Below are 12,553 nucleotides of genomic sequence, written 5' to 3'. Positions count from 1 at the left end.
GCTCAGGGTTTTTCTGTTTCTAGCCCTAGATGTTTTTACCTTTAAGACCCACCTTCCATGATATTAAAAGCACACAATAAAACGCTCGTTTTAGACCGCCCACATGTGATGGGTATCCTCAATGTTACGCCTGACTCTTTCTCTGATGGCGGAAAATTCAATTCATTAGATAGTGCTCTACTGCAAGCAGAGCGAATGATTCAAGCTGGTGTTAGCATTATTGACATTGGTGGTGAGTCAACTCGCCCGGGAGCACCTGATGTACCTTTAGAAGAAGAGCTCGCTCGCGTTATTCCTGCTATTAAAGCCATTCGTGCCAAGTTTGATGTGTGGATCTCGATAGATACCAGTAAAGCGGAAGTGATGCGCCAAGCTGTTGAAGCGGGCGCTGATTTGATCAATGATGTGCGCGCTTTGCAAGAGCCTGGAGCATTACAAGTCGCCGCTGATGCTAATGTTCCGATTTGTCTGATGCACATGAAAGGTCAGCCGAGAACCATGCAAGCTAACCCAAGTTATGATGATGTTCTTCAGGATGTAGAAGCATTCTTGCAAGAAAGGGTAGAAGCGTGTGAGGCGGTGGGTATTTCAAAAGATCAGCTGATCCTTGACCCTGGCTTTGGCTTTGGGAAAACCATCGAACACAATTATCACCTACTAGCGCATCTTGAAAAGTTTCATTCGTTAGGCTTACCTGTTTTAGCGGGGATGTCGAGAAAATCGATGATCTTTAAATTGCTAGACAAGGTTCCGGCCGACTGCATGGTCGCAAGCGTCACTTGCGCTACCATCGCTGCAATCAAAGGCGCACAAATTATTCGCGTTCATGATGTCGAGGAGACACTGGAAGCGATGAAAATAATCGAAGTGATGGACAACAATCACTAAATATAATTAAGGAAAATCACTATGTCTGATAAAAGACGTTATTTCGGCACAGATGGTGTGCGTGGCAAAGTAGGCCAGTACCCGATCACACCTGATTTTGTTCTGAAGCTTGGCTGGGCTGCTGGTCGTGTACTTGCGAAGCAAGGTACAAAGAAAGTTATTATCGGCAAAGATACTCGTATCTCTGGTTACATGTTGGAGTCTGCGTTAGAAGCTGGTCTTGCGGCTGCTGGTCTTCAGGCTACGTTTACTGGCCCAATGCCAACACCTGCTGTGGCTTACCTAACTCAAACCTTCCGCGCTGAAGCAGGGATCGTTATCTCTGCATCACACAACCCATACTACGATAACGGTATCAAGTTCTTCTCTTCTGAGGGAACAAAACTGCCGGACGATATCGAGTTGGCAATTGAAGCAGAGTTGGATAAAGACATCGAATGTGTTGATTCTTCAGAGCTAGGTAAAGCAGTACGTTTGAACGATGCGGCTGGCCGTTACATCGAGTTCTGTAAAAGTACGTTCCCACATAAAATGACATTAGCTGGCATGAAGATCGTTATCGATTGTGCACATGGTGCGACTTACCACATTGCGCCTGCTGTATTTAAAGAACTGGGTGCTGAGGTCGTTGCGATTGGTGTTGAGCCAAACGGTACTAACATCAACCACGAAGTCGGTGCGACGGATGTACGTGCTCTGCAAGCAAAAGTGCTTGAAGAAAAAGCGGCATTAGGTCTTGGCTTTGATGGTGATGGTGACCGTATCATCATGGTTGACGAGCTAGGCAACAAAGTTGATGGCGACCAAATCGCTTACATTATTGCTCGTGATGCACTGCGTCGCGGTGAGTTGAAAGGCGGCGTTGTTGGTACACTAATGACCAACCTGGGTATGGAAAACGGCCTTAAGCAGTTAGGTATTCCGTTTGTACGTGCTGCTGTTGGTGACCGTTACGTAATGGAACAGCTTCTTGCTAAAGGCTGGAAGATCGGCGCTGAAAACTCGGGGCACGTTATCCTACTAGATAAAGTGACGACGGGTGATGCTATCGTTGCTGCTCTGCAAGTTTTGGCTTCAGTTGTTGATAGCGAAATGACACTGAATGAGTTGTCTCAGGGCATGACGTTGTACCCTCAAGTTCTAGAAAACGTTCGTTTCAGCGGAGATTCAAACCCACTAGAAGCCGAAGCGGTAAAAGCAGCGGTTGTTGAAGTAGAAGCAGAGCTTGGCGAGAAAGGCCGTGTACTATTACGCAAGTCTGGTACCGAGCCACTACTGCGTGTCATGGTTGAAGGCGAAGATGCAGAGCTTGTTCAAGCATCAGCGCTTAAGATTGCAGATGCAGTAAAAGCAAACTGCTAATTTAACCTTTTACTTAGCTGGCGCAGCGAATAGCGCTTGTGATTAGAAGTGGTTGACTTATATCACGGTCAAAAGATATAACGGTCAAAAGAGACATAAATGAGTTTTGTGTCGCTTTTGACCTTTTTTTGACCATTCACTTGGTAAAGGCTTATTTTTTAGCAAATTCTCCTTGTCAGCCATCGTCGCATTCGCTAGTATTGCTCGGCCTTCAGTTAGGAGGTCGCTAGCCTTGTTCTTAAAAATAGTTTTATGAACGGCGCTGGCTCAACAATTAGGAACATAGGTGGAAAAATGTTTACAGTTCTACTTGTGATTTACCTGTTGGCAGCGCTTGGTGTAATTGGCCTAGTGTTGATTCAACAAGGTAAAGGCGCAGATATGGGAGCCTCTTTCGGTGCTGGCGCTTCAAACACTGTGTTTGGTGCTGGTGGCTCAGGAAATTTCCTTACCCGAATGACTGCAATTTTTGCAACTACATTTTTTATCCTTAGCTTAGTGCTTGGTAATATGTCTACACATAAAACTGAGTCACAATGGATTGACCCGACCCAAGGTCAGGTGATTCAACAAGCTGATGATGCAGTGAGTGAAGTTCCGGCGCAAGGCGACGAAATTCCACAATAATCTGTAAAGATTTGATGCCGAGATGGTGAAATTGGTAGACACGCTAGCATGAGGTGCTAGTGCCTTAGGGTGTGAGGGTTCGAGTCCCTCTCTCGGCACCATGTTTACAAACTTGTAAAACATCTTGTTGGGCGTATAATGCTCGCAAGTCGGACGCGGGATGGAGCAGTTTGGTAGCTCGTCGGGCTCATAACCCGAAGGTCGTCGGTTCAAATCCGGCTCCCGCAACCAATTTCAATGCTATTATATAGCTTGTATTGGTAGCAAGTTTGCACAGTGTGAACCTCACTGTGAGTTAGGTGCGATATCGAATGTGATGGCACTTAACATATAAGGGTCCAGCAACAAAAACCCCGGCTTATACGGGGTTTTTTGTTATCTAAGCATTTGTAAATGTATTTAGATAATGTTTGCTTGGAATTTAAATTGGGCTTTGAGCCCTTTTTTTGTTTCTGGAGTGGTTAAATGACTGGTTTAGAAAGACAACTTACTGAAATGCTTGACGCTCCAGTAGCAGCATCAGGTTATGAGTTAGTTGGATTAGAATTTATTCGTGCTGGTGAGCACTCAACGCTACGTATTTACATCGATTCACCAAACGGTATCAATGTAGATGATTGCGCTGAAGTTAGCCACCAAGTAAGTGCCGTAATGGACGTTGAAGATCCAATTTCAGTGGCTTATAACCTTGAAGTGTCTTCACCAGGTTTAGAGAGACCACTGTTCAAAGCAGAGCATTACCAACAATTTATTGGTCACGAGGTAAGCATCGTTTTGAAAATGGCTGTCGGCAACCGTCGTAAATGGAAAGGTGATATCCAATCTATCGAAGGCGAGACAGTGAAAGTATTGGTTGAAGGACAAGAAGAAGAATTCGTCCTGAGCAATATTGCGAAAGCTAACCTGATCCCTAAATTTTAGTTCTCCTAGAGAGAAGAGCTTAAGAGGCTAGATTAATGAACAAAGAAATTTTGGCGGTAGTAGAAGCTGTTTCAAATGAGAAAGCAGTTCCTCGTGAGCGTATTTTTGAAGCGCTTGAAATCGCGCTTGCAACGGCAACAAAAAAGAAAAGCGAACTAGAAATTGAAGTTCGTGTTGAAATTGACCGTAAAACGGGTGATTTCGAAACTTTCCGTCGTTGGGAAGCTGTTGAGGAAGTTGAATTCCCAACAAAAGAAATCTCTATTGAAGCTGCAAAGTACGATGACCCAGAGATCGAACTTGGCGGTTTCATTGAAGATGATATCGAATCAGTAACGTTTGACCGTATTACGACTCAAACGGCTAAGCAAGTTATCGTACAGAAAGTACGTGAAGCTGAACGCGCTCAAATCGTTGAGCAGTTCATCGATAACGAAGGCGAGCTAGTAACTGGCGCAGTTAAGAAAGTTAACCGTGACACTATTATTCTAGACCTAGGTAACAACGCTGAAGCGGTAATCCTTCGTGATGACCAACTTCCTCGTGAAAACTTCCGTCCAGGTGACCGTGTTCGTGGTCTTCTTTACGCAGTTAAACCAGAAGCTCGTGGTTTCCAGCTTTTCGTTACTCGTTCGAAGCCAGAAATGCTAGCTGAACTATTCCGTGTTGAAGTGCCTGAGATTGGTGAAGAGCTAATTGAACTTAAAGGTGCTGCACGTGACGCTGGTTCTCGTGCTAAAATCGCTGTGAAAACAAACGACAAACGTATTGACCCAGTTGGTGCGTGTGTTGGTATGCGTGGCGCACGTGTACAAGCTGTTTCTAACGATCTTGGTGGTGAGCGTATTGATATCGTTCTTTGGGATGATAACCCGGCTCAATTCGTAATCAACGCAATGGCTCCTGCTGATGTTGCTTCAATCATCGTTGATGAAGACGCACACTCTATGGATATCGCTGTTGAAGCGGATAACCTAGCACAAGCGATTGGCCGTAGCGGTCAAAACGTACGTCTAGCGTCTCAACTTACTGGTTGGGAACTGAACGTAATGACTGTTGCTGATCTTGAGAAGAAGCACCAAGAAGAAGCAGTTGCTTCTATTGAAAACTTCATGAAGCACCTAGACATTGAAGAAGACTTTGCTCAAATGCTTGTTGAAGAAGGCTTCTCTACGCTTGAAGAAGTAGCATACGTTCCTGTGAACGAGCTTCTTGAAGTAGACGGTCTAGACGAAGGTATCGTTGAAGAACTACGTAACCGCGCAAAAGACGCACTGACTACTCTAGCGCTAGCGAAAGAAGAAACTTTCGACGGTGTTGAGCCTGCTGAAGACTTACTTGCACTTGAAGGTCTTGAGCGTGAAATGGCTTACAAGCTAGCAGCAAAAGGCGTTGCGACACTGGAAGACCTAGCTGACCAAGGCGTTGATGAACTAGAAGGCATCGAAGACCTAACTGCAGAGCGTGCAGGCGAGCTAATTATGGCTGCGCGTAACATCTGTTGGTTCGGCGACGAAGAATAATTCAGCAAGGAGAGAAAGCGGTATGACACAATTAACAGTTAAAGCACTGAGTGAAGAGATTGGTACGCCAGTTGACCGCTTAATTGAACAACTTGCTGATGCAGGCATGAAGAAAGCAGGGTCGGATCAAGTGACTGATTCAGAGAAGCAAACATTGCTAACGCACCTTAAAAAGGAGCACGGCGATACTTCAGGCGAAACAGAACCGACTCGTTTAACTCTTCAACGCAAGACCCGCAGCACGCTAAGTGTTGCCGCTGGAGGCGGTAAGAGTAAGGATGTTCAAGTAGAGGTACGTAAAAAGCGTACTTACGTGAAGCGCAGCACTATTGAAGATGAAGCGAAACGTGAAGCTGAGGAAGTAGCTAATCGTGAAGCGGAAGAGAAAGCACAACGCGATGCTGAAGAGCAAGCGAAACGTGATGCTGCAGAGAAAGCACAGCGCGAAGCTGAAGAAAAAGTAACACGTGAAGCGGATGCAAAACGTGAAGCTGAAGAGAAGGCTCAACGCGCACAAGCTGAAAAGGCTAAAAAAGACATGAATTCAAAAAATGCAGACGCTAACGCACAAGCGAAAAAAGAAGCGGATGAACTTAAAGCTCGTCAAGAGCTAGAAGCAACTCGTAAAGCAGAAGCTGAAGCAGCTAAGCTTGTTGAAGAAGCTCGTAAGTTAGCAGAAGAGAACCAAGAACGTTGGTCTGAAGAAGAGAAGAAGAAGAAAGAGCAAGAGAAATCTGCGGATTACCATGTGACTACTTCTACTTACGCTCGTGAAGCTGAAGATGCGGCAGATAAGAAAGATGAGAAAGCACCTCGTCGTCGCAAGAAGAAAGCAGCTCCTGCTAACCAACCTGCAAACAACCGTGGTGGTCGTAACCAGCGTGGTCGTGGCGGTAAAGGTAAGCTTGCTAAACCAACTTCAATGCAGCAAGGCTTCGATAAGTCAGCAACTGTTGCTAAATCTGACGTTGCTATCGGCGAAACTATCGTTGTTTCTGAACTGGCTAGCAAAATGTCAGTTAAAGCAACTGAAGTTATCAAAGTAATGATGAAGATGGGCGCTATGGCGACTATCAACCAAGTGATCGACCAAGAAACAGCACAACTTGTTGCTGAAGAAATGGGTCACAAGGTAATCCTACGTAAAGAAAACGAACTTGAAGAAGCAGTACTAGCTGACCGTGATAGCGATGCTATCGCTGAAGGTCGTGCTCCTGTTGTTACTATCATGGGTCACGTTGACCACGGTAAAACTTCAACACTTGATTACATTCGTAAAGCACACGTTGCTTCTGGCGAAGCTGGCGGTATCACGCAGCACATTGGTGCTTACCACGTAGATACTGACAACGGTATGATCACTTTCCTTGATACTCCTGGACACGCGGCGTTTACAGCTATGCGTGCTCGTGGTGCTCAAGCGACAGATATCGTTGTACTTGTAGTTGCAGCAGACGATGGCGTAATGCCACAAACAATCGAAGCAATCCAGCACGCGAAAGCGGCAGGCGTTCCTCTGATTGTTGCTGTGAACAAGATCGATAAAGAGGGTGCAAACCCAGACAACGTTAAGAATGAGCTAGCTCAATACGACGTTATCCCTGAAGAATGGGGTGGTGAGAACATCTTCGTTCACATCTCTGCTAAACAGGGTACAAACATCGATGGTCTTCTAGAAGCTATCCTTCTTCAGTCTGAAGTTCTTGAACTTACAGCGGTTAAAGAAGGCATGGCGTCTGGTGTTGTTGTTGAATCTCGTCTTGATAAAGGTCGTGGTCCAGTTGCAACAGTACTAGTACAGTCTGGTACTCTAAACAAAGGCGATATCGTTCTTTGTGGTCAAGAGTACGGCCGTGTTCGTGCAATGCGTGATGAAAACGGTAAAGACATCGAAACTGCAGGTCCATCTATTCCTGTAGAAATTCTAGGTCTTTCTGGTGTTCCTTCGTCAGGCGATGAAGCGACTGTTGTACGTGATGAGCGTAAAGCACGTGAAGTTGCGAACTACCGTCAAGGTAAATTCCGTGATGTTAAACTAGCTCGCCAACAAAAAGCGAAACTAGAGAACATGTTCGCGAACATGACGGCTGGCGAAGTTGCTGAGCTTAACGTTGTACTTAAAGCTGACGTTCAAGGTTCTGTAGAAGCGATTGCTGACTCTCTACTGAAACTGTCTACTGACGAAGTTAAAGTGAACATCGTAGGTTCTGGTGTTGGTGGTATTACTGAAACTGATGCAACTCTTGCTGCAGCTTCTAACGCTATCATCCTTGGTTTCAACGTTCGTGCTGACGCAACTGCGCGTAACACGGTTCAGAACGAAAACCTAGATCTACGTTACTACTCAATCATTTACCAACTGATTGACGAAGTTAAACAGGCGATGGGCGGTATGCTTGCTCCTGAATTCCGTCAAGAGATCATTGGTCTTGCACAAGTTCGTGACGTATTTAAGTCGCCTAAACTTGGTGCAATCGCTGGTTGTATCGTGACTGAAGGTACGATTAAGCGTAGCAACCCAATCCGCGTACTTCGTGAAAACGTTGTTATCTACGAAGGTGAACTAGAGTCACTTCGTCGCTTTAAAGATGACGTACAAGAAGTTAAGAACGGTTACGAGTGTGGTGTCGGCGTTAAGAACTACAACGACGTTCGCGTTGGTGACCAGATCGAAGTATTCGAAATCGTTGAGGTTAAACGTACTCTAGACTAATCAGTCTGTACGACTCGACATATTGACTAAGGTTACTAACATTACTAGTAAAGGTAATAAGTAATCGGTTGTTGAATACACCATGGGGGGCTGGTAATTACCAAGCCCCCCATCTTTCTAAGTGAGAAAAGAAAATGTCAAAAGAATTTAGCCGCACACAACGTGTGTCTCAGCAGCTTCAAAAAGAGCTTGCTCTTATCCTACAACGTGAAGTTCGTGACTCACGTATTGGTATGGTAACTATCTCAGACGTAGAAGTGTCTCGTGACCTTGCTTACGCAAAAGTGTTCGTGACTTTCCTGTGTGTTGGTGAGCAAACTCCTGAATCATGCCTTAAAGCTCTTAAAGAGCATGAAGTGCCAGTTCGTATGGCTCTTGGTAAGCGTATTCGCCACCGTCTAACGCCTGAAGTTCGTTTTACTTACGACAACACACTAGTAGAAGGCATGCGTATGTCTAACCTAGTAAGTGAAGTTCTGAACGATGATAAGCGTAAGCAAGAAGAAGCTGGCCGCACTGACGAAGCTCAGTCTAAGGGCGAAGAGTAATGGCTCGCCGTCGTAAAGGTCGCCCTATCAACGGGGTAATTCTATTAGATAAGCCGACTGGCATTTCGTCTAATGATGCACTGCAAAAAGTAAAGCGTATTTACTTTGCAGAGAAGGCAGGGCACACCGGTGCTCTGGATCCTCTTGCGACTGGCATGCTGCCAATTTGTCTTGGTGAAGCAACGAAGTTCTCTCAGTTTCTTCTAGATTCTGATAAGCGCTACGTTGTTATCGCTAAGCTTGGTGAGCGTACCAATACCTCTGACTCTGATGGTGAAGTGGTAGAGACACGTGATGTTAACGTGACTCAAGAACAGCTTGAACGTTGCATTGCGAGCTTCAAGGGTGAAACCGATCAGATACCATCAATGTTTTCGGCATTGAAGTATCAAGGTAAGCCTTTGTACGAATACGCACGTGCAGGTATCGAGGTTCCTCGTGAGTCTCGTAAGATCACTGTGTACTCTATTGAACTGCTTCGCTTTGAAGGTGATGAAGTTGAAATGGAAGTGCACTGTTCGAAAGGCACATACATCCGCACAATTACCGACGACCTTGGTGAAATGCTAGGTTGTGGTGCTCACGTGACCATGCTTCGTCGTACAGGTGTCGCAAAGTACCCATACGAGCGTATGGTGACTTTGGAGCAGTTAAACGAGATCCTAGAGCAAGCACAGGCGCAAGAAATTGCACCGAAAGAGCTGCTTGATCCACTGCTGATGCCAATGGACACTGCCGTTGAAGACTTACCAGAAGTAAACCTGAACGCGGAACTGACTGACCTAGTTCAGCACGGTATGCCAGTTCAGGTTGCTGGTGCGCCAACTGAAGGCACGGTTCGTATGACAAGTGGCGAAGAGAAGCTGTTTGTCGGCGTAGCTCAGATTGCTGAAGATGGCCGAGTTGCACCGAAGCGTTTGGTTGTTTTCAGAGATGAAGAGCCACAAGCGTAGCGCTTACATCGGATCTTAGCGCTGAGTCGTGAAAAGCGAGCAAATAAGATAGAAAGCGAACGCCTAATTTAGGTGGTTCGCTTTTTTCGTTTTTAATGGGTTCGATTGTTATTGCACCAACTGACAAACTTCCCTATAATCCTCGGCTCGCGTAGCGGCTGAATCAGAGATTGGCTGCTACAAATATAAACTTACTCTTATCAGGAGAGAATTATGTCTCTGAATGCAGAAACTAAAGCAGCAATCGTTGCAGAATACGCACAATCTGAAGGCGACACAGGTTCACCAGAAGTACAAGTAGCACTACTTACTGCTTCTATCAACCACCTACAAGGTCACTTCAAAGCGCATAAACACGATCACCACAGCCGTCGTGGTCTACTACGTATGGTTTCTAGCCGTCGTAAGCTTCTTGATTACTTGAAAGGCAAAAACCTTGCTCGTTACCAAGACCTAATCAAGCGTCTAGGCCTACGTCGCTAATAGCGATGTCTGCAAAGACAGTTTGAAGAAAAGGAGCATTTATGCTCCTTTTTTTGTGCCTGTAAGAAAATGCTAGGCTGGATGCTCAGAATATCATCTGGCTTTTTCTGATAGGAAATATATCTCCTAATAAAAATAGTTTATACTACGCCCGCCTATAGCGTTTTCAGCGTTTGGCAATCAACCTCTCAAGAGATTACAGTCACAGATGTCGGCCAATAGGTCGCGACTATTCAAAGGCGGATTTGGTCTTAATTCGGCGTATGAACACATACAAAGAGTCACCATCCTAAGTCCCTTTTCACTAGTCGCGATTGGTAATGTCTTGAGTCATTATTCACTTAATCTAAAGTCTGACTTTAGAGCTAAGGATATACAATGTTTGAAAAACCAGTTGTAAAATCGTTCCAGTACGGTAACCACACCGTTACTCTAGAAACGGGCGTAATTGCACGTCAAGCTACTGCTGCTGTAATGGCGACTATGGACGATACTTCAGTATTCGTTTCTGTTGTTGCTAAGAAAGAAGCAGTTGCAGGTCAAGACTTCTTCCCACTAACAGTAAACTACCAAGAGCGTACATACGCTGCGGGTAAAATCCCTGGTGGTTTCTTCAAGCGTGAAGGTCGTCCATCTGAAGGCGAAACACTAACAGCTCGTCTGATTGACCGTCCAATTCGTCCACTTTTCCCAAGTGCGTTTAAAAACGAAGTTCAAGTTATCGCTACGGTTGTTTCTATCAACCCTGACGTAAACCCAGACATGATCACTATGATCGCAACATCTGCTGCGCTTGCTATCTCTGGTGCTCCATTCAATGGTCCTATCGGTGCTGCACGTGTTGGTCACATCGACGGCGAACTTGTTCTTAACCCATCAAATACTGAGCTTGAAAACTCTAAACTAGACCTAGTTGTGTCTGGTACAGAAGGCGCAGTACTTATGGTTGAATCTGAAGCAGATAACCTATCTGAAGAAGAAATGCTTTCAGCTGTTGTTTACGGTCACGACCAACAACAAGTTGTAATCAAAGCAATCAACGAGTTTGCTGCTGAAGTTGCAACTCCATCTTGGAACTGGGAAGCACCAGCAGTTAACACTGAGCTTAAAGCTCAAGTTGCTGAACTTGCTGAAACTCGTCTATCTGACGCGTACCAGATCACTGAGAAAATGGCTCGTTACGAGCAAGTTGGCGTAATCAAGAACGACGTTGTTGAAGCTCTAATTGCACAAGACGAAAACCTAGATGAGCGCGAAATCCGTGGCATGCTTGGTTCTCTAGAGAAAAACGTAGTACGTAGCCGCATCATCGCTGGCAACCCACGTATCGATGGCCGTGAAAAAGACATGGTTCGTGCGCTAGACGTACGTACTGGTGTTCTTCCACGTACACACGGTTCTTCTCTATTCACTCGTGGTGAAACTCAAGCACTTGTTACTGCAACGCTTGGCACACAACGTGATGCTCAAATCATCGACAGCCTGATGGGTGAGAAGAAAGACAACTTCCTTCTACACTACAACTTCCCTCCATACTGTGTAGGTGAAACTGGTTTCGTTGGTTCTCCTAAGCGTCGTGAAATTGGTCACGGTAAGCTTGCTAAACGTGGTATCCAAGCAGTAATGCCTTCTGTTGAAGAATTCCCATACACAGTTCGTGTTGTATCGGAAATCACAGAATCTAACGGTTCTTCTTCAATGGCTTCTGTATGTGGTACATCTCTAGCTCTTATGGATGCTGGTGTTCCAATCAAAGCTTCTGTTGCGGGTATCGCAATGGGTCTTGTTAAAGAAGGCGACGATTTCGTTGTTCTTTCTGACATCCTTGGCGACGAAGATCACCTAGGTGACATGGACTTTAAAGTAGCAGGTACTAACGCTGGTATCACTGCACTTCAAATGGACATCAAGATCGAAGGTATCACTAAAGAGATCATGCAAATTGCACTTAACCAAGCGCAAGGAGCACGTAAGCACATCCTTTCTGTAATGGATGAAGCTATCTCTGGTGCTCGTGAAGATATCTCTGAATTCGCTCCACGTATCCACACAATGAAAATCAGCTCTGATAAGATCAAAGATGTTATCGGTAAAGGCGGCGCAGTTATCCGTGCTCTTTGTGAAGAAACTGGTACTACAATCGAAATCGAAGACGATGGCACAATCAAGATTGCTGCTACTGAAGGCGCAGCTGCTAAAGAAGCTATCCGTCGTATCGAAGAGATCACAGCTGAAGTTGAAGTTGGTCGCATTTACCAAGGTAAAGTTGCTCGTCTAGCTGACTTCGGTGCATTCGTTACTATCCTTCCAGGTAAAGATGGTCTAGTACACATCTCTCAAATCGCTGACAAGCGCGTTGAGAAAGTGTCTGACTACCTAACTGAAGGTCAAGAAGTTCCTGTTAAGGTTCTTGAAATTGACCGTCAAGGCCGTGTACGTCTAAGCATGAAAGAAGCAGTTGAAACGCCAGCTGAAGGCGAAGCACCTGCTGCTGAGTAATTCTCAGTGTGTCGATGGTGATATCGCTTTTTAGTG

Annotated in this window: 10 protein-coding genes and 2 tRNA genes; all 12 read left to right on the top strand. The window is 45.3% G+C overall.

The window, feature by feature from the left end; genetic code table 11:
- Nucleotides 1-57 precede the first annotated feature (57 nt).
- The 12 genes from folP to pnp all read left to right on the top strand — a co-directional run bounded on the left by folP (nt 58) and on the right by pnp (nt 12,517).
- Nucleotides 58-888, top strand: coding sequence for a dihydropteroate synthase (gene folP, locus AB4161_RS09885; RefSeq protein ID WP_372083278.1), 831 nt, complete (start codon nt 58-60; stop codon nt 886-888).
- A 21-nt stretch (nt 889-909) separates the two neighbouring features.
- Nucleotides 910-2,250 carry a phosphoglucosamine mutase gene (glmM, locus tag AB4161_RS09880; protein WP_017059393.1) on the top strand — a complete coding sequence of 447 codons (1,341 nt, stop codon included), beginning with the start codon at nt 910-912 and terminating at the stop codon, nt 2,248-2,250.
- Nucleotides 2,251-2,544: 294 nt separating this feature from the next.
- A complete protein-coding gene (gene secG / locus AB4161_RS09875) occupies nt 2,545-2,877 on the top strand; it encodes a preprotein translocase subunit SecG (RefSeq protein ID WP_017059392.1) in 333 nt (110 codons plus the stop codon).
- A 16-nt stretch (nt 2,878-2,893) separates the two neighbouring features.
- Nucleotides 2,894-2,978 (top strand) — tRNA-Leu (locus AB4161_RS09870).
- Between the two features lie 53 nt (nt 2,979-3,031).
- Nucleotides 3,032-3,108, top strand: a tRNA-Met gene (locus tag AB4161_RS09865).
- Nucleotides 3,109-3,342: 234 nt separating this feature from the next.
- Nucleotides 3,343-3,798: a ribosome maturation factor RimP gene (gene rimP, locus AB4161_RS09860; RefSeq protein WP_004738265.1), complete on the top strand. Its 456-nt coding sequence runs from the start codon at nt 3,343-3,345 to the stop codon at nt 3,796-3,798.
- Nucleotides 3,799-3,833: 35 nt separating this feature from the next.
- A complete protein-coding gene (gene nusA, locus AB4161_RS09855; RefSeq protein ID WP_017059230.1) occupies nt 3,834-5,321 on the top strand; it encodes a transcription termination factor NusA in 1,488 nt (495 codons plus the stop codon).
- Between the two features lie 22 nt (nt 5,322-5,343).
- Nucleotides 5,344-8,034 carry a translation initiation factor IF-2 gene (gene infB, locus AB4161_RS09850; RefSeq protein WP_017059231.1) on the top strand — a complete coding sequence of 897 codons (2,691 nt, stop codon included), beginning with the start codon at nt 5,344-5,346 and terminating at the stop codon, nt 8,032-8,034.
- 134 nt (nt 8,035-8,168) lie between these two features.
- Nucleotides 8,169-8,582, top strand: a complete 414-nt coding sequence (gene rbfA / locus AB4161_RS09845; RefSeq protein WP_017059232.1) for a 30S ribosome-binding factor RbfA — start codon at nt 8,169-8,171, stop codon at nt 8,580-8,582.
- Nucleotides 8,582-9,535, top strand: a complete 954-nt coding sequence (truB, locus tag AB4161_RS09840) for a tRNA pseudouridine(55) synthase TruB (RefSeq protein WP_017059233.1) — start codon at nt 8,582-8,584, stop codon at nt 9,533-9,535. The genes rbfA and truB overlap by 1 nt, the downstream gene beginning before the upstream one ends.
- Before the next feature lie 213 nt (nt 9,536-9,748).
- Entirely contained in the window at nt 9,749-10,018 is a 270-nt protein-coding gene (gene rpsO / locus AB4161_RS09835; RefSeq protein WP_010436144.1) for a 30S ribosomal protein S15, read from the top strand.
- A 378-nt stretch (nt 10,019-10,396) separates the two neighbouring features.
- A complete protein-coding gene (pnp, locus tag AB4161_RS09830) occupies nt 10,397-12,517 on the top strand; it encodes a polyribonucleotide nucleotidyltransferase (RefSeq protein WP_017059234.1) in 2,121 nt (706 codons plus the stop codon).
- Nucleotides 12,518-12,553 lie beyond the last annotated feature (36 nt).

The sequence above is a fragment of the Vibrio sp. 10N.286.51.E5 genome (assembly GCF_041469125.1).
In the GTDB taxonomy this organism is placed as follows: Bacteria; Pseudomonadota; Gammaproteobacteria; order Enterobacterales; family Vibrionaceae; genus Vibrio; species Vibrio crassostreae_C.
This window is presented reverse-complemented; position numbering and strand designations above follow the sequence as displayed.

What these genes read in the sequence shown, in the direction of transcription:
- rimP (WP_004738265.1), top strand. Translation starts at nt 3,343, where the DNA reads ATGACTGGTTTAGAAAGACAACTTACTGAAATGCTTGACGCTCCAGTA.
- secG (WP_017059392.1), top strand. Translation starts at nt 2,545, where the DNA reads ATGTTTACAGTTCTACTTGTGATTTACCTGTTGGCAGCGCTTGGTGTA.
- rpsO (WP_010436144.1), top strand. Translation starts at nt 9,749, where the DNA reads ATGTCTCTGAATGCAGAAACTAAAGCAGCAATCGTTGCAGAATACGCA.
- glmM (WP_017059393.1), top strand. Translation starts at nt 910, where the DNA reads ATGTCTGATAAAAGACGTTATTTCGGCACAGATGGTGTGCGTGGCAAA.
- truB (WP_017059233.1), top strand. Translation starts at nt 8,582, where the DNA reads ATGGCTCGCCGTCGTAAAGGTCGCCCTATCAACGGGGTAATTCTATTA.
- infB (WP_017059231.1), top strand. Translation starts at nt 5,344, where the DNA reads ATGACACAATTAACAGTTAAAGCACTGAGTGAAGAGATTGGTACGCCA.
- pnp (WP_017059234.1), top strand. Translation starts at nt 10,397, where the DNA reads ATGTTTGAAAAACCAGTTGTAAAATCGTTCCAGTACGGTAACCACACC.
- nusA (WP_017059230.1), top strand. Translation starts at nt 3,834, where the DNA reads ATGAACAAAGAAATTTTGGCGGTAGTAGAAGCTGTTTCAAATGAGAAA.
- folP (WP_372083278.1), top strand. Translation starts at nt 58, where the DNA reads ATGATATTAAAAGCACACAATAAAACGCTCGTTTTAGACCGCCCACAT.
- rbfA (WP_017059232.1), top strand. Translation starts at nt 8,169, where the DNA reads ATGTCAAAAGAATTTAGCCGCACACAACGTGTGTCTCAGCAGCTTCAA.